Raw genomic sequence first — 17,870 nt, forward strand, 5'->3', positions numbered from 1 at the left:
CTTATGAAAATTAGGATCAAAGGCAACTCCGTACGGTTTCGATTGACCAAGAGCGAGGTGGAAGCCTTCAGCAGGGATGGGAAATACATCGAAGAGACCCAATTTAAATCCAAAACCTTGACCTATCGATTGGTCGCAAAGGCAGGGATAAAAGAACTTGAAGCGGACTTTGTCAATAACGGCATTACCCTATATCTTCCAAAATCGGAGCAAGCCTCTTGGGCGGGCAGTGATCGGGTAGGGTTCAGCAATTCGGTCGATTGGAACGACCCCAACGCCCTGTCCCTTTTGGTCGAAAAAGACTTTACATGTTTAGACAATACCATCGAAGACCAGTCAGACAATTACCCCAATCCCCTAGCGTCCAAAGAATAAACAAGGATACTAAGCCTTTCCTACATTGCGTTTTTCAAACACCTTTTCAAGGCTACTTTTAGTCAAAGGTTTATCGAAAAAACCGGAGATCAATTGATGGCTTTTGGCAATACCACGGTCTTTGGCGTTGGCAAAAGCCGATAGCACATAAATTTGGGGCTGGTTCGTTCCGACCCAGATTTTTTCAAGGGCTTCGATAAAGGCCCATCCATCCATATCGCCCATGATCAAATCCAAGAAGATGTATTCGGGCAATTTGGCCCCATCACTGATCAAATCCCTGAAAAAGTCCAAAGCCTCTTCAGCACTTCCATGCGTAGTGATATCAAAATCATCCCCAAACTGGCCGATACAATACCGGGTAGCGAACTGGGATACCAAATCATCATCAATAATGCAAATACCTATCAAATGCTTGATTTTCCCACAAAACTATCCGCTTTTCAGCAAATACGGAACCTTTCTCGTTATCCATGACCAAAAAAGGGTTCAAAAGCTCTATTTTTCAATCAATGCGGAAGTTTATCTTTGAGCAGACCATAGAGAAACGTACCCAATAGCGCGCCGAGCAAAACGATACCGATGGTCCAAAACCCAGCTCCCAATAGTACGTACATCGGCCCAGGGCAAGCCCCTGCAAGCGCCCATCCTAGCCCAAAGACCGTGCCCCCGATGGCATAACGGGCAAACGACCTTTCCTTATCTTGTATCGCAATGGTTTCACCGAACCATGATTTTCGTTCCTTACGCTTCACCCATTGCGTAAAGAATATGCCCAACACCAAGGCCGAACCGATGATCCCGTACATGTGAAAGGACTCGAACCGGAACATTTCATAAATCCGGAACCAAGAAGCGGCTTCCGACTTGAACAGGACGATTCCGAAAAAAGTGCCGATGAGGAGGTAACTGATAGTGCGCATATCAAAAAAGGATTGGGAAAATAAGATGGACCATGATCAACCCGCCAGCGAAGAATCCCAAAACGGCGATCAAGGATGGAAGTTGAAGATTACTTAAGCCTGAAATGGCGTGGCCTGAAGTACAACCTCCGGCATAGCGTGCCCCGAAGCCTACCAACAAGCCCCCGATCAACAATAGGGACAGCGTTCCGAGATCGGAGAAAGCCGACATACCGAATAGGGCTTCTGGCAAATAGCTACTGCCAGCATCGGCAAACCCAAGTGCTTCGAGTCGGGCGATGGTGTGCTCGTTTAATTCGACCGTTGCCCCATTACTCAAAAACCGGTCAGCGATGAACCCGCCGAAGACCACCCCTAAGGCGACCAAAAGGTTCCATGATTGTCGCTTCCAATCAAATCGGAAAAAGCCGGCCCATTTTCCACCACCCAAGGCGGCGCAGACCGTTCGGAGGTTCGAAGACATGCCGAACCGTTTTCCAACGCCGATCAAAAGGGCCATGGTCAGGGCGATCAATGGGCCTGAGACATACCAGGGCCATGGTGCTGATAAGACTTCCATAAAACGTTTTTTACAAGGTACGAAACCCTAGGCTTTCGTTTTACAGGTATTCAGGCCCACCAGCGCGTACAGCGGACAGAAACTGACCAAAGAGGTCAAGAAAAAAATTCCAGATAAGGCCAATAAGACATAGGCCAAGGTTCCGGTAACGACTTCAAAATAATACAATACGGCTATCGCCACTACGATGATCAGTCTGACTATGCGGTCTAAGCCGCCCATATTCTTTTTCATGGGATTCAATTTAATAATTGTACAATCAAAACCACCGAGGTCACCATTGCAACACAGATAAGGCATACCAAGAGCAGTTTTTGCCATTTTTTCATGAATTCAAAAATACGCCCATCAAGCTTGCAAGGCTGTAACTTTGGTTACATTCGGAGGAACAGTGAACAATTATCTTTAACTTTCAGTTCAAGCAAGTCTTTACATGCAACGAAGAACCTTTTCGAAAAAACTGACCCTGACCGGTCTCACGGCGCTTGTTGGATCTCCTTTGGTTTTCGGCGATCGAATACCAGACGGGTATATCCCGCTGGCCTTGACGGACAGCGACCCTTTTAAAGCGTTCGATAAAGACCCCGAAATGACGGTTTTGAACGATCGCCCTTGGAACATCGAAGCAAAAGCGCACCTTTTGAATGACAAGGTTACTCCCAACCGGTATATGTTCATCCGCAATAACGGTATCATTCCAAAACAAATTGATCCGGCTCAGTGGGGTTTGGTCATTGATGGGGAATCGGTCAAGGCGACCAAACGCTTTTCACTTCAAGAATTGAAGACCCGTTTTCAAAACCACACCTATCAACTCACCCTGGAGTGCGGCGGTAACGGGCGAAGCGAATTCGACCCCCCGGCAAAAGGGAACCAATGGACCGTTGGGGCCGTTTCTTGCGCCGAATGGACGGGAGTTCGCTTAAGGGATGTACTCGACGACGTAGGGCTTACCGACGATGCCGTGTATATCGGATATCATGCCGCGGACACCCATCTTAGTGGCGATTTGAAGAAAGAACCGATTTCAAGAGGAGTTCCCCTGGCCAAAGCCCTACAAGCTGAAACCTTACTGGCCTTTCAAATGAACGGAAAAGACATTCCCATGGCCCATGGCTATCCATTGCGGTTGGTCTGCGGTGGCTGGCCGGCCTCGGCTTCGGGCAAATGGATCGAACGCATTAGCGTGCGCAATCGAGAACATGACGGGGCCAAAATGGGAGGATCTTCCTATCGGGTACCTTGTGAGACCGTCGCCCCAGGAAGCGAGGTCGACGAAGCGAAGATGTGCATCATCGAATCGATGCCCGTCAAATCATTGATCACTTATCCGAAAACCGGAGCCTTACTAAAGCGGGCCAAAAGTTTGCGGATCAATGGCCATGCCTGGGCTGGGGAGTTGGAGGTTGCGCACGTGCACTACTCCATTGATTTTGGAAGCACTTGGCACGAGTGCGCATTGGAACCGCCGGCCAACCGTTTGGCATGGCAACACTTCCAAGCCACCATCGAGTTTCCCAAGAAAGGCTACTATGAAATTTGGGCGAAGGCCACCGATACGAACGGAAAGAGCCAACCCATGTTGTTACCGGGCTGGAACCCGAAAGGTTATTTGAACAATGCCTGTCATAGAATCGCCATAAAAGTGATTTGATGAAAACGGACCTTGAAAAACACATCCCTCATTTAATTCGAGCGTTGGCCCTGTTCTCCGTCATGGTCTTGGTGGTCTTTGGAGGGCTATTGTACCTCAAAAATACGCCCCCGGCAACAAAAGATATCACCCTGGATGTCATTGAGCCTGACACCACCATCGTTCTTGACGAATCGACCATCGCATCCAGTGGGCTGGTCAATGACCAGCATGTGAGCTTGGTGATACAACATTGTACGGCCTGTCATTCAGCAAAATTAGTGACCCAAAACCGTTTGAACGCTGCCGGTTGGGATGCTACCATCAGCTGGATGCAGCAAACCCAGAACCTATGGGAGTTGGGCACCGCACGTGAAAAAATCGTGGCTTATTTATCGAAAAACTATAGTCCAACAGCCAAGGGGCGCCGAGCAAACCTCAGCACTCCCGAATGGTATGAATTGAATTGATATGGAAATTTGGGAAGCCTTTTTCAATGGCCTGAACGGAACCATGCGCTATACCCTCCGCTCGATCTTATTCGAAGTGCCCTGGTATGCCAACTATTTTTGGGGATTGATCTTTATTTCCTTTGGGGTTTGGTCGCTCGAGATCGCCTTTCCATGGCGAAAGCAGCAAGCCTTGTTCAGAAAGGATTTTTGGTTGGATGGATTTTATATGTTCTTCAATTTTTTCGTCTTCGCCATCATCATCCAAGGGTGTTACAACGTACTCGAGTTACTATTCGGTCGCGCCGGAATCGATATGGGCAGTTTAACCTTGTTCGATTGGTCGAATTGGCCCCACATCCTTCAGCTGGTCGTCTTTTTCGTCCTACTCGATTTCGTACAATGGTTTACGCATATCTGCCTGCACCGAATCCCCCTCTTTTGGCGCTTTCATCAGGTGCACCATAGTGTGAAGGAAATGGGATTTGCCGCCCATTTGCGATACCATTGGATGGAGAACGTTTTGTACAAACCCCTTAAAACCTTTGGCGTGATGCTTCTTGGTGGGTTTGAGCCCGAACAAGCCTATATCGTCCATTTCGTTGCCATTGCCATTGGGCATCTGAACCATGCGAATATCAAGTTGACCTACGGCCCGTTGAAGTACGTCTTCAACAACCCCGTGATGCATCTGTACCATCATGCCTACACCTTGCCCAAAGGTAGGTTCGGCGTGAATTTCGGAATCAGCCTTAGCCTGTGGGATTATCTCTTCAAGACTGATTACATCCCTGAAGATAGTGGCACCATTCCGTTAGGGTATCACGGTGATACGACCATGCCCAAATCCTTCTTCGGGCAACTGCTACATGGCTTCAGTAAACACAGGAATCGACCTTAGTGGCTCCAATCTTGGTACCCTCCTGAATAATCGAAGATATTGGTAAATCCTTCCTTTTTTAGGATTTGTGCGGCTTTTCCACTGCGGCCGCCCAGTTTGCAATACAGGTAGACCGGTTTGTTTTTGTCTAAAGTGGCCAGTTGTTCCAAAAATGTAGCGGCATCGGCTATGTTGAAATTAACGGCCCCTTCGATATGTCCTGCATCGAACTCTTTTGGGGTTCTTACATCGATCAGTTGTACCTCTTTTCCGATGACCTCGGATTTGATATGCGTTTTATCAACGATTTGAATGCTGGAATCTTTTTGTCCTTGGCAAGACATCACCATTGCTCCCCATAAAAAGAGCCACATTGTTTTTCTCAACATCACTTATGATTTGGAAGGACAGACGAAATCCGTAGTTTCGATCCCCGCTTGTTTAATAGCCGCGAAACCCCCTGCAACGTCGACCAGGTTATGGATGCCGCGACTCTTTAAGATCGAAGCGGCGATCACACTGCGATAGCCTCCGGCGCAATGCACGTAAAAGGTCGCTTCTGAAGGAAACTCGGCCAAATGTCGGTTGAGAAAATCCAAGGGGGTCAACTGGGCATCCGCCACATGTTCCGCCTCGAATTCGGATGCTTTGCGGACATCGAATACCGGAACCCCTTCGGCTACTTTCTGCTTAAAGGTTATGGCATCGATACTCAACACGCTATCGGTCTCAAATCCGGCCGATATCCAAGCTTCGACCCCACCTTTCAAATAACCGATGGTACCATCGAAGCCGACGCGGGATAAGCGTGTAATGGCTTCTTCTTCCTTACCCTTAGGGGCAATGAGTAGAATGGGCTGTTTCACATCGGCGATCAAAGCGCCTACCCAAGGGGCGAAACTGCCGTTCAAACCGATGAAAATAGATCGGGGCACGTGCGCCTTCACGAAGTCCTGCTGATGCCGCACATCCAAAACCACGGCTCCCGTTTCGTTTGCAGCGGCCTCGAAGGCAGTAGGCTCCATGGCCACCGCGCCGCGTTTCAACACTTCGGTGATATCGTCATACCCTTCTTTGTTCATTTTCACGTTCAAAGGAAAGTACTGGGGTGGGGGTAATAGACCGTCGGTGACTTCATCGATGAATTCGTCACGTGTCATCCCGGCCCGAAGGGCGTAGTTCATCTGTTTTTGGTTCCCCAGGGTATCGACCGTTTCCTTCATCATATTCTTGCCGCAGGCAGAACCCGCACCATGGGCAGGGTAAACGATGACCTCATCGGCGAGGGGCATGATCTTGTTGCGAAGGCTATCGAACAAAATCCCCGCCAAGTCCTTAGATGTCATATCAGCTGCTTTTTGGGCTAGGTCCGGCCGTCCGACATCCCCAAGGAACAAGGTGTCGCCACTGAAAATGGCATGATCTTTTCCATGGGCATCACGAAGCAAATAGGTCGTGCTCTCCATGGTATGCCCGGGGGTATGTAAAGCAATGATGGTCAGTTGGCCCAATGGGAACTCCTGGCCATCTTTTGCAATGATCGCCTCAAAACTAGGATTGGCATTCGGCCCATAGATAATCGGTGCCCCGCTTGCCTTTGACAAGGTCACATGCCCACTGACGAAATCGGCATGGAAATGGGTTTCGAAAATGTATTTGATCTTCGCTTCGTCCCTTTCGGCCCGTGCGATGTAAGGGTCGATTTCCCTGAGGGGATCAATAATGGCGACCTCTCCGTCACTTTCAATATAATAAGCTCCTTGGGCAAGACATCCCGTATAGATTTGTTCAATATTCATCCTTCGTATTTTCAGTTCAAAAGTAGGGGTTCGTCCTTAAATAATCGGTAACCTTGGTCACATTCCACGCTATTGTCGGTGTTGCAAGGAAACTTTCTCTTGAATTTCAGAGCGTTCGATGCCCTGTACACAATCAGCATAAGCCTCTGCGGTCCGCACATACATATTTTGTTGACCGATCACTTCGGTCAATCCATTTTTCTTGAGTTGATCTCGAATCGGACCTATCGCCCCGGCCAACTTAAACGTAATGCCCGATTGCCCCAGTTGCTTGACCAAGTCCTCCAGCTGCTTGGCCGCGGTGTCATCCAAATAATTCACGGGTTCGGCATTTAAAATGACGTATTTGAGTCGCGGCCCTTTATTGGCCACCTCCTTTAACAAGGACTTCCGGAAATAGGGCACATTGGCAAAGAACAGTTGGGCATCGAAACGAAACATCAAGATCTCTTCACGCACCTCGACTTCTTCAGCGAACCTGTCGACATTCTTGAAATATTCCATGCCATGGATCTTCCCCAATATGGCGATATGGGGTTTCGAAGTACGGTACACCAACAAGAACAATGAAAACAAAACGCCTAATATGATGCCTTGCGAAATACCGATGAATAGGGTCGTCAAAAAAGTCACCAACAACAATACAAACTCATCCTTCTGTTTTCGGAACAGTTGCCGCGGATAGTTCAGATTGATCAAGCCGAAGACCGCTACCAAAATGATCGCCCCCAAAACCGCCTTGGGCAAGAAATAAAAGTAGCGTGTCAAAAACAACAAGGTCAGGGCCACGATAGAAGCACTGATAACCGAAGCCAAACCCGTTTTGGCCCCTTCGGCCACGTTGACGGCCGTTCTTGACAAGCCGGCATTCGTAGGAAACGATTGGAAAAAGGAACCCAGGATATTCGATACGCCGAGCGCACGCAATTCTTGGTTGGGTCGGGTATATTGTTCATTCGATTGCTCTTCAACCGCCTTTGCGATGGTCATCGCTTCGGCAAATGAAATAAAAGCTAGGGCCAAAGCCGTTGGGAACGCCAATACCAAATTGGAGGCGTTCACCTGCGGAAAGCCAAAAACCGGAAGTCCCTGGGGTACCTCGCCCAAAATATGGACGTCGGTCTCGTTGACCATGAACAATGAGATACCAATGATCGACAAGATCACCACGACCATGGCCGCAGGTAGTTTTCGATTCAATTTTTTCAATCCGACGATGACCAAAATCGCCCCTGATCCGATAGCGAGATCGTAAAAATTGGTTTGGCCCAGGTTTTTCAACACGGCCACCAAGGTATTTAGGCTACCCACGGCCTCGATTTCCAAACCGAACAAATATTTTAATTGACTTATCCCGATGACCAAAGCCGCCGCTGTAGTAAAACCGCTGACAACCGGCCTTGAGAGGAAATTCGCCAAAAAACCCATTCTAAACATGCCCATGGTCAATTGCAACAAACCGACCAAAAAGGCCAAGAACAGGGCCATGCCGATATAGGCTTCCATCGACTCGAGTTTCATCGCTGCGAGGCTTGAGGCTACGATCAGCGAATCCAAAGCAACAGGGCCGACAGCCAATTTGCGGCTTGAGCCTGTAAAAGCATATAATAAATTGGGTACAAGGGCCGCATACAGTCCATACACCGGGGGCAGGCCAGCAATCAAAGCATAGGCCATACCTTGGGGGATCAGCATGATCCCAACGGTAATCCCTGCGGAAACGTCCCCGGCCAAAAACGATTTCTTATAGGTCGGTAGCCACTGTACGATCGGAAAGTAGCGCTTTAACATGGGCACAAAGGTAGCCAGCTTTTGCCTGACAACGGGTAACTTAGGTCACACAACTATAGTTCGAGCAGTTCAATGGCGTTGCGATGCAATCGGATTTTCCCCAAATGTTCCAACTTTTTCAACAGTCTGGAAACCACCACGCGGGCGCTGTGAAGGTCATAAGCGATTTCTTGATGGGTACTATGGATGATGGTGGTCTTATTGATTCGCGACTTCTCCTTAAGATATTCGATAAGTCGTTCGTCCATATTCATGAACGCGATGCTGTCGACGGTCGCCAGCAATTCATTCAACCGATTGTGATAGCTTTCGAAAACGAAATTTTGCCACGACTTGAACTTTTTCATCCATTCGTCCATATGGCGTACCGGGATCATCAACAAGGAAATATCGGTCTCGGCCACGGCGCGGATCTCACTTTTCGTATCGCCGAGACAACAGGCCATGGTCATGCTACAGGTATCACCGCGCTCGAGATAATAGAGAAGCAGCTCATCACCATCGCTATCTTCACGGAGGATTTTGATGACTCCTGACAACAACAAAGGCATGCCTTTGATGAAGGATCCGATTTCCATGATCCGTTCGCCTTCCTGAAACGACAGAGGGATCGCGACCGCCTCGATTTCGCTCAGTAGTGCCGCTTCGAAAACGGTCCCAAAACCTGAATGTAAATCCATTTCCATTACCTAAAAATATCGCAATTAAACCTATATTTAACCAAAAGCAATCAAATAGTTTCCCATCTATGTCGTCTTCAACAATCACATCATACGACGCACAGCGCAGGTTTTTTTCAACAGAATCGACCAGGGATGTCGGGTACAGGATCAAGGCACTGAAAACGCTGAAAAAGAACCTCATCGAACAAGAAGATGCCATTTGCGAAGCCTTGTATGCCGATTTCAAAAAACCGAAGTTCGAAAGCTTGGTCACGGAAACCCAGTTCGTTCTTGCGGAATTGGAACACATCATCAAAAACCTGGGGTTCTGGGTACGGCCCAAACGTGTGGGGGGCAGTTTGAGCAGTTTTCCCAGTCGTGATTGGATCCAATACGAACCCTTTGGCCAGGTCTTGGTCATCTCACCGTGGAACTACCCGTTTATGTTGGCGCTATCACCGGTTATCGGTGCCATAGCCGCTGGCAATACGGTGGTTTTGAAGCCTTCGGAACTCAGTCCGGCCACTTCAAAAGTCTTAGCCAAGCTCGTTACCGATAGCTTTGCCCCTGAACATGTCATGGTGATCGAAGGAGGGGTTGCCGTATCACAGGAGTTGCTTTCGCTTCGATGGGACTATATCTTTTTCACCGGAAGCACCCAAGTAGGTAAGATCGTTTATAAATGTGCCGCCGAACATCTGACCCCGGTTACGCTGGAACTCGGTGGTAAGAACCCCTGTATCGTCGATCAAAGTGCTTCGATAAAAATCGCGGCCAAACGGATCGGATGGGGTAAATTCTTGAACGCCGGCCAGACATGCCTTGCCCCTGACTATCTTTTGGTGCACCAATCGAAAAAGGAAGAACTAGTGCGGGAGTTGATCAAGAACATCACCAAATCCTATGGTAGCGAGGTGGAAACCTCGAAGGACTTCGCACGAATCGCCACACCGAAACAATACGAACGTTTAAAAGCGATGCTGGCCGAAGGATCGGTACTTTATGGTGGCACCCACAACGATGCGGAACGATACATTTCCCCCACGTTAATTGAAAATCCGAGTATGGACTCATTGACGATGCAAGATGAGATTTTCGGTCCTATCCTGCCCATATTCACCTATGAAAATGAAGATGAAATCGATGCCTTCGTGTCGCGTTATGACAAACCTTTGGGCTTTTATATATTTTCGAACCGCAAGCGCTTCCAGAAAAAACTCGTGGCACGATACGGTTTCGGCGGCGGGGTCATCAACGATACCGTATTACAGATCGTCAATAAGAACCTTCCCTTCGGAGGTGTCGGCAATTCGGGGTTCGGTGGCTATCATGCCAAACATTCCTTTGAGCTCTTTTCACATAAAAAAGCCATGGTCAAAAAACCCTTGTGGTTCGAACTTCCGGTACGCTATCCGCCCTATCGGTTTCCCGAGCGGTTGACCAAGCTGATCCGAAAAGTGATTTAACTTATTTGTAATGGATTATCACAAAAAGGTCACCTTTCAAAATTGGGAAGGTGACCTTTCGAACACACACTAATCGATAACCGATTAATCTTTGCAATAATCTATGGCGATACTCCCCGGATCGGTACTAGCCGGTACATCGGCTACGGTATTTCCGTTCGGCGTGATGATCTGAAATGACATTTCACCCCAGAAATCGCCCCTGAAGTTGAAATCGGCCGCTTCGGTCAACCCTGCCGGAACGGTGAAGGTTGCAGAACCTTCACTGGTACCTGCAGCACAATCGTAGCCTGGATCTTCGTAAGGCGTACAGAGTCCGATTTCGAAAACGGTGCCGTCACTGAGGGTCACGACCAATCCTGGTCCGCCTCCATTGCTGGTGGTAGGTTGCCATCCATCCCCGTAGGAATCCTGCATGTTCACGGTCCAAACCCCTGGTGTCGGGGGCTTCGGTGGGCAGACCACCGTAGCGGTATACAAGAAGGGTGAGCTGAAGAACGAACCGGTCAAGGTGCCCGAGTTGTCAGCGAACGAAAAACGACGGCCATCGTCCAATACCAATTCAAAACGAATGGTGAACTGGTCGGAGCCGTCAACGGTCGCATCCGAAATCGGAAGTGCCGCAACCAATTGCGGTAAGGTAATCATGTACATGAACCTCGGCAATCCGAACTCCCCAGTGGTGAAGGTCGACGCATCCAAGGTCTCGGCCAATACCTCCTCCGTACTAAAATCGGTGCCACCGTCGGCTACCGAGTTGTCACGGAAACCCAGCCAGACCTCAACGGACTGGACCAAGGTACCCTCCTCTTGGTCTTGGACCTCGAGTTCAACGGCGAAATTGGAATCTGCACTACCGATCGGAATTTCATTGGATATCACACTAACGGTTCTTAGAATGGCCCCTCGGGTCTCGGCATCGACGATACTATCGAAGACCGTATCGCCATCCCCACAACTTATGACAAAAGCTGTCAGGAAAGCAAATAAGCCTCCTATGAATCTTATTTTCTTCATGATTTTCAAATTAAACTGGTTACGAAGGCATTAACCTTCAATCGCAAATGGCCACCCTTAGGATGGCCATTGCTTCATGATCTTACAACTTTGTCAGTACTATCGTCGCTTCATAAGTATTACCGGTACAACCCCCATCAGGATTGAAGTCCTCGAATACCAACGTAAACGACGAGTCATCATCGAGGTCATAGGGAAATACCCCCACACCGGTCTGACCGATGCTTCCGTTACCACAACCCAAGGAACCTGAATTGATCGATCCAGTAAGTCCTTGGATTTCATCACACACCAAATCCAAAGAAAAGGTGTAGTTGATATCAAATCCATCAGGATCATAGATGAAAGCGATACTACGATTGGTTCCATTGGCCGTTACTTCAACCATCGGTTGGGTAAATCCGTCCGCAATGCCAAAAGGCGCCGATCCACTGGTTTGGGTCATCGCATATTGCCCAGTGAAATAGGCTTCAGGAACAGGGCAAATAACCAAAGGGGTATACAAGAACGGCGAGCTAAAGAACGATCCGGTCAAGGTACCGGAGTTATCGGCGAAGGAGAACCTACGCCCATCGGTCAATACCAATTCAAAGCGAACGGTGAACTGGTCACCCCCGGTGATATCGGCATCGTTTCGTCCGACGAAGGACAACATGGCCGGTAGGGTCACACTATAGGTGAACCTCGGGAGCCCGAATTCGCCGACGGCGAAGGTCGAACTGTCGACCGTTTCAAATAGGGCTTCGGCAACATCGGTTCCAGGACCGACATTTTCCGTGTTGTCCCTAAATCCGACATACACCTCTACACTGCTTACGTTGTTTCCATTGGCTTGGTCTTGAACTTCCAACTCAACCGTAAAATTACCGCTGGCGTCACCTATGGGTAATTCATTGGAAACCAAATTGACGGTTCTTAAAATCGCACCACGTTGCTCTGCATCGATGATGGTGTCGAAAACGGTATCACCGTCCTCACAAGCCGTGAATATCAATAGGGAGGCCAAGGAAGCGACACCAAGAATATTCTTAATGATTCTTTTCATATCACATTATTTTAGTTTGCAGGTGGGAAGGTCGGACTGGCCGGATTGTTATCCCAGAACACCTGCGTAGTCAAATCTGTTCGTTGTTCCAAGTTCGCATTGTTGATCACCTCGTTCTGTGGCAATAGGAACGTTCTTGGGAACGGACCAGGATTCAGTTCCCAACTTGGCAATAGCGTTGTCGGGAAGCCGGTCTGACGGTAATAATTATACGCATCCGTAGCACCTCCGTAGAGTGTAGTGAAGTACTGCTCCGCATAGATGTTCTCCTTGTCATCACCTGTAGCGGCATCGAAAGCAGCTACGATGCCATCGATGTACGCGGTCACGGCCGCAGCATCAGGGGCGAACGAGGTATCGGCGCTTGCATCAAGGGAGGCGAAGGTCTGCACTTTGGCGATGGACTTGGTAAGACCATCACGTAGGAAACCTGATCGGGCCGCATCACTTGCAGCCATCTGGCCCCTCCAGAAATCAACATAGGAGGCCAAGATGATCGGCTCGATACCGGCTCCACCGCCACCAAGACCCAAACCGACCGTACCGAAACTGTTGTCGTCAAACAAACCTCCTGCAGGGTATACCCCAACAGCAGCTCTTAAGAAGTTGTCGGGCGGCGTACCTTCATCGTTGCCGTGGGATCGCCCCCAGTACCCGTTGGGGACACTGCAGTACGTAAATCCACCATCTTGATAATGCTGTGGTGGAACCACCAACGAACAGGCCAAAGTTTCTTCACTCGGCGGAGCATCAGCACCCGGAGTGGAACTTTGCTGCCGGTAGAAGTAATAACGGATACGTGGATCGTTGTTGTCCAACATCAATTCCATCAACCAGTTCGACTGGTAAATTCCGGCTCCTGAAGGGGTGTAATCGGCTGCAAAATCAGGATGTCTGTCATCGGGTTGCAATTCACTGGTTCCGTATTGGAATTGGAAATCATCAGCGGAATCAGCGATAAAATTCCCGCCTGAAATAACCCCGTTGAACGAGGCAACATCACCGGTGTTTTTATAGGCGTATAATCGCAAGGTATTGATCAAGCGAACCCATTTGGCCGAATCACCACCGTAAAAAAGGTCGTTCGCCCCTTGGGTAGCCGGCCCACTTGCCAGTAAGCCTTCCGCCTCTGTCAACAAGCCCAAGGCCGCGGTATAGACCGCTTGCCCATCGTCCAAAGTTGGAGCTGGGAATTCCGCGGGATTACCCGCTTGGCTGAAAGCCGCTTGACCGATAAAATCAACCAATTGGATCAAGGCATGGGCATATAGGGCCTTACCGACCCCCACATGGAACGAATAATCGATATCGCTATCCGCATCGATCTGTTCCAAGGTCTGTAAGTTGGTCAAGATTCCCAAGGAAACCACGTTCGAACCGATGAATAGGTTTCCTGAACTATAGGTCCGAGACCATACACCGTTTAATGTACTTCCGGGGAAATTGTTAAAATAATCACGCCCGAACATGTAGTCGATTCGCGTCAAATCAGCGGCCCGATCACTAAAAGTGGGTTGGTTAAAGGCATAGGACAACTGTATCGAATTGAGCAACAAGTTGGGATCCCCTTGATCTTCTGCCAAGTTATTCGGACTTACCCTTAAGTCCAGCTCGGTCGTCTCACATGCGGTAAACAGGCCACCAACTAGGAAGACGATCGAAATGTATTTTACAATAGTTCTCATAATTTCTTTATCGTTAACAATTTTTATTAGAAAGTGGCTTTGATACTGACACCATATCTTCTAGAGCTAGGGCCGTTCAAGAAATCGAAGCCCCTACCGTTACCGATACCGACACCCTGTACGTTGGGGTCGAAGTTCGCCCCGTCAGGAGTGTTGTAGGCATCGTACCAAAGGTTGAAGCCCTGCGCGGTCAAGGTCAAGGAACCGAATGGGGTCTTGTCCAAGAACTTTGAAGGGAAGGAATATCCCAAAGAAACCTCCTGTAAACGAACCACGGATGCATCGTAGATACGGGTCTCCGTCGGGCCGAACAGTAAGTTGCTGAAGAAATAGGTTGAGTTGTTCAGCTGGATGTTGTTCACCTCACCAGTGCTCTGGCGGACCCCCGGAAGGATGTACGTATCCAAACGGTTTTGGGTCTCTACGATCAAGCCCCTACCCAACAAGGATGCGACGGTACTGGATAGGATGTCGCCCCCTTTGATGTGGTTGATCTGGAAGTTCAGGTTCCAGTTCTTCCAACGCAGGTTGTTGATGAAGTTCATGGTGTAATCAGGAATCGCATCACCGATGATCGGCACGTTACCGTCGTTGTCTTGACTTACCGAAACATAGCTTCCCGCATCATTGATCAAGAAATTGCCTTCTTCGTCGCGACCGATCGCCGTTCCGACGATGGTCCCCAAAGATTCCCCTTTGATGGCGGCGTTCGAACCTCTGAACAAGGCTCCTCCAACTGCCAATGATCCAGCGTAAGCGATGAAATCCTCTTCTTGCTCGGTCACGGTCTCGTCATTCGCGAAGAAATTGACCCGAGAGTTCCAGGTGAAGTTCTCCCCTCTGAAAATGTCGATCCCAAAATCAACCTCGAAGCCTTCGTTCTGGATTTCCCCGATGTTATTTTGTGTAAAGCTGAATCCCGTTGCTGGTGGCAAGGGTTGGGTCACGATCAAATCATTGGTGATCCGATTGAAATAAGTGAAATCTATCGAGATTCGATTTTGCCACAATTTCGATTCGAAACCGACCTCGAATTCTTCCAATAGCTCCGGTTTCAAATCCGGATTGGCTCGAAAGTTATTAACCTGATTGGTCGTCAATGGTCCGGTAAACACCTGGGTATTTTGTTGGATGGTGTTGACCGTAGGATAACCGATCGGGAAGGTCGCCGACGTACCGTACCCTGCCCTGACTTTCAAGAAATTCAATCCATTCTCCGATTTCAAGCCGCTGAAGGCATTGGTCGGTAAGAAGGACACACTGGCACCAGGATAGGTCTTGCTGTTGTTTTCAGAGGTCAAATTCGATACCCAATCGGTTCGTGCCGATAGGTTCAAGAAAAGGTAATCGTCGTAATCCAAACTGGCCTGGCCCAAAACACCGACGATGTTCCTTTTCCGTGAGAATTGGATCGGTGTCTGGTTTTGGTAATTAAAATGCCTTTTGACCCCGAATACGATCTGACCGGTACTTGAAACCCCTGATTGATCGAAGAAATCCTGACGTGAAGTAGCTCCGGCCGTAAAGGTCAAGCCCATTTTTTCAGATAGGTCATAGTTCCCGTTCAAGGATAAGAAGTGATCCCATATCGTGTTGTTGTTATCGAAGGTTTGTAGGAACCCGAATATTACCGAGTTAAAAGCGATACCTCCCTTGTTCGATCCATTGTCATTGCGTTCATTGTAGAAATCAAGACCTGATCTCCAGTTCAAGGTCATGTTGTCGTTCAACTCGTAAGCCAATGATACGTTCCAGTTGAAACGATTGGTCAACTGACGGTTGGTGACGTTCTTGGCCGTCCAACGCGGGTTGATGATGTCGTTACCGTTACGGTAGTATACACTAGATCCATCAATAGGATTCTCAAACGGCAACCCGATCAAATCGACACTACGTGGTGTGAAGAAAACGTTACCATAAACTGATAGACCATCGGTACCGTTACCCCTACTCGATGCGATCGGAGGTGTGCGGTAGTCGGTACGGGCGTAGTTCATGGTACCGGTTACGGTGAACTTGTTCGATAGTTTCGAACGACCACCTATCGATACGTTGGTCCTGTTCAAGGAGTTGCCCGGGGTAAACCCGATATCGTTCAAGTAACCGACGTTGACGTTATAGGTGGTATTGCCATCGGTAGAGCTGCCCGCGATGTTCACGGAAGTATTGGTCACATACCCTGGACGGAAGAACTCCTCTACGGAATCATAAGGCCTCCAATCATAGCGAGCGCCTTGAAGCTCTGGGAAGGCGGCCCTGGTCGAAGCTACCGAAGTAGTCGAATAAGGATGCTCCAAAGTACCGGCATCATCGATGGCCGATTGGTTGCCCCATCCGGCTACACCACCACGGTCGAAGCTTGGCCCCCAGTTACTGAAGAACCATCCGAACGACTGGTCGAAACCGTTACCGTACTGGTCTTGGTAATCTGGCAATGAAGCGAATTCGTTGGTGAAGAACGACTGGCTGACCGTAATCTCGGTCTTCTTGGCGCCGCCTGCTTGTGCCCCGGCCTTGGTGGTAATCAAGATCACCCCGTTCTTACCCTGCGTACCGTAAAGAGTCGCGGCGGCAAGACCTTTCAATACTTCCACACTGGCGATGTTGTTCGGGTCAAGATCCAAGAAACGCGAACCTGAAGTCGCCCCATTCACGAAGTTCCCTGCAGCACCATTCTGACTGGTGTTGGTGTCGTTACTGAAAGGGATACCATCAACGATGAACAGCGCCTGGTTACTTCCACTAAAGGAACTAAGACCCCGAACCGTTACGTTGGTCGCGGAACCTGAGGCACCACCTGCAGAGGTGATCTGAACACCCGCTGCCTTACCGGAAAGCACCCTGGCGACGTCACCCTCGGTCCTGTTCTCCAATTGTTCCGAACCGACGGAGGTCACGGCGTACCCTAGGGCCTTCTTTTCCCTTTTGATACCCTGGGCGGTCACAACCACTTCTTCAAGTGCCTGTGCATCCTCCTCCATCTGCACGTTGACGGTAGTTCCGGCACCGACCGTCCTTCTGACATCCTTTTGACCGATGTAAGAGAACAATAGGCTTTGGCCCGCACTGGCATTGATCGCGTAGTTGCCATCAAAATCGGTTTGGGTTCCGTTGGACGTACCCTCAACGACGATGTTGACACCCGGCAGGGGAAGCCCCTGGTCGTCGGTGACCACACCGGTGATCGTTTTTTCCTGTCCCATAAGATGCCCACTTAGCATTAGGGCAAATAGGAAAGACAGAAATCGAAGTTTCTGTTTCATAAATTTTGAGTTTTAGTTAGAAATCTTTTTACAATTGAGAAAGGAGGACGGGAGAAAGCGGAAGTGCTAATTCAAATCAAACTTAAAATGAGAACAAAACCTAAATGGATCGTTTTGTCTTCGTAAGTAAGGCCTCTCACCGCCCTACCTTTACAATTGCAGCACAATGGTACCCCCAAAGCAGGGTGTCAATCGACCAAATGTGTACAGCAATACCTTTTTGAAGCCCTACGTATGTTAAAAAATCGGAGGTTGGAATCCGCTTTCCCATCAAGGTGGTGCGGCCTAGTGTAACACCGTCATTTTACCGGCAATCCATCCAA

At 49.0% G+C, this 17,870-nt stretch carries 17 protein-coding genes; 5 read left to right on the top strand and 12 right to left on the bottom strand.

Annotated elements, in window-relative coordinates:
• Positions 1–3: 3 nt before the first annotated feature.
• Positions 4–375, top strand: a complete 372-nt coding sequence (locus tag ABV409_RS02790; RefSeq protein ID WP_353876021.1) for a DUF7009 family protein — start codon at positions 4–6, stop codon at positions 373–375.
• A 9-nt stretch (positions 376–384) separates the two neighbouring features.
• Here the strand turns inward: ABV409_RS02790 and ABV409_RS02795 are convergent, their stop codons facing one another.
• From ABV409_RS02795 to ABV409_RS02810, 4 genes are all read right to left on the bottom strand, one after another.
• Positions 385–786, bottom strand: a complete 402-nt coding sequence (locus tag ABV409_RS02795) for a response regulator (protein WP_353876022.1) — start codon at positions 784–786, stop codon at positions 385–387.
• Positions 787–884: 98 nt separating this feature from the next.
• Positions 885–1,298 carry a DUF6691 family protein gene (locus ABV409_RS02800; protein ID WP_353876023.1) on the bottom strand — a complete coding sequence of 138 codons (414 nt, stop codon included), beginning with the start codon at positions 1,296–1,298 and terminating at the stop codon, positions 885–887.
• A 1-nt stretch (position 1,299) separates the two neighbouring features.
• Complete coding sequence (locus tag ABV409_RS02805) at positions 1,300–1,857, bottom strand: YeeE/YedE family protein (protein ID WP_353876024.1); 558 nt, start codon at positions 1,855–1,857, stop codon at positions 1,300–1,302.
• Between the two features lie 27 nt (positions 1,858–1,884).
• A complete protein-coding gene (locus ABV409_RS02810) occupies positions 1,885–2,091 on the bottom strand; it encodes a YgaP family membrane protein (protein WP_353876025.1) in 207 nt (68 codons plus the stop codon).
• A 199-nt stretch (positions 2,092–2,290) separates the two neighbouring features.
• Here ABV409_RS02810 and ABV409_RS02815 point away from each other — a divergent pair, with 199 nt between their 5' ends.
• From ABV409_RS02815 to ABV409_RS02825, 3 genes are read left to right on the top strand one after another with little or no spacing between them, the layout of a single operon-like run.
• The gene (locus ABV409_RS02815; protein ID WP_353876026.1) at positions 2,291–3,511 is read left to right on the top strand and encodes a sulfite oxidase; all 1,221 of its coding nucleotides are present in this window, start codon (positions 2,291–2,293) and stop codon (positions 3,509–3,511) included.
• Entirely contained in the window at positions 3,511–3,960 is a 450-nt protein-coding gene (locus tag ABV409_RS02820; RefSeq protein ID WP_353876027.1) for a monoheme cytochrome C, read from the top strand. Before ABV409_RS02815 ends, ABV409_RS02820 begins: the two co-directional genes overlap by 1 nt.
• A gap of 1 nt (position 3,961) precedes the next feature.
• A complete protein-coding gene (locus ABV409_RS02825) occupies positions 3,962–4,840 on the top strand; it encodes a sterol desaturase family protein (protein ID WP_353876028.1) in 879 nt (292 codons plus the stop codon).
• Here the strand turns inward: ABV409_RS02825 and ABV409_RS02830 are convergent.
• The 4 genes from ABV409_RS02830 to ABV409_RS02845 form a co-directional block, all read right to left on the bottom strand.
• Positions 4,837–5,208: a rhodanese-like domain-containing protein gene (locus ABV409_RS02830; protein ID WP_353876029.1), complete on the bottom strand. Its 372-nt coding sequence runs from the start codon at positions 5,206–5,208 to the stop codon at positions 4,837–4,839. The genes ABV409_RS02825 and ABV409_RS02830 overlap by 4 nt on opposite strands.
• Before the next feature lie 3 nt (positions 5,209–5,211).
• Complete coding sequence (locus tag ABV409_RS02835; protein ID WP_353876030.1) at positions 5,212–6,618, bottom strand: MBL fold metallo-hydrolase; 1,407 nt, start codon at positions 6,616–6,618, stop codon at positions 5,212–5,214.
• A 69-nt stretch (positions 6,619–6,687) separates the two neighbouring features.
• A complete protein-coding gene (locus ABV409_RS02840; RefSeq protein ID WP_353876031.1) occupies positions 6,688–8,409 on the bottom strand; it encodes a SulP family inorganic anion transporter in 1,722 nt (573 codons plus the stop codon).
• A 53-nt stretch (positions 8,410–8,462) separates the two neighbouring features.
• On the bottom strand, positions 8,463–9,095 hold the full coding sequence (locus tag ABV409_RS02845; RefSeq protein WP_353876032.1) for a Crp/Fnr family transcriptional regulator: 633 nt from the start codon (positions 9,093–9,095) through the stop codon (positions 8,463–8,465).
• Between the two features lie 62 nt (positions 9,096–9,157).
• Here ABV409_RS02845 and ABV409_RS02850 point away from each other — a divergent pair, with 62 nt between their 5' ends.
• The gene (locus tag ABV409_RS02850) at positions 9,158–10,537 is read left to right on the top strand and encodes an aldehyde dehydrogenase (protein WP_353876033.1); all 1,380 of its coding nucleotides are present in this window, start codon (positions 9,158–9,160) and stop codon (positions 10,535–10,537) included.
• Between the two features lie 84 nt (positions 10,538–10,621).
• Here ABV409_RS02850 and ABV409_RS02855 read toward each other — a convergent pair whose 3' ends face one another.
• From ABV409_RS02855 to ABV409_RS02870, 4 genes are all read right to left on the bottom strand, one after another.
• Complete coding sequence (locus ABV409_RS02855; RefSeq protein WP_353876034.1) at positions 10,622–11,554, bottom strand: hypothetical protein; 933 nt, start codon at positions 11,552–11,554, stop codon at positions 10,622–10,624.
• 82 nt (positions 11,555–11,636) lie between these two features.
• A complete protein-coding gene (locus ABV409_RS02860) occupies positions 11,637–12,599 on the bottom strand; it encodes a hypothetical protein (protein WP_353876035.1) in 963 nt (320 codons plus the stop codon).
• Positions 12,600–12,610: 11 nt separating this feature from the next.
• The gene (locus ABV409_RS02865) at positions 12,611–14,284 is read right to left on the bottom strand and encodes a SusD/RagB family nutrient-binding outer membrane lipoprotein (RefSeq protein WP_353876036.1); all 1,674 of its coding nucleotides are present in this window, start codon (positions 14,282–14,284) and stop codon (positions 12,611–12,613) included.
• 26 nt (positions 14,285–14,310) lie between these two features.
• Positions 14,311–17,547: a SusC/RagA family TonB-linked outer membrane protein gene (locus ABV409_RS02870; protein ID WP_353876037.1), complete on the bottom strand. Its 3,237-nt coding sequence runs from the start codon at positions 17,545–17,547 to the stop codon at positions 14,311–14,313.
• Between the last annotated feature and the right edge of the window lie 323 nt (positions 17,548–17,870).

Source organism: Flagellimonas algarum (assembly GCF_040513375.1).
Classification (GTDB): domain Bacteria; phylum Bacteroidota; class Bacteroidia; order Flavobacteriales; family Flavobacteriaceae; genus Flagellimonas_B; species Flagellimonas_B algarum.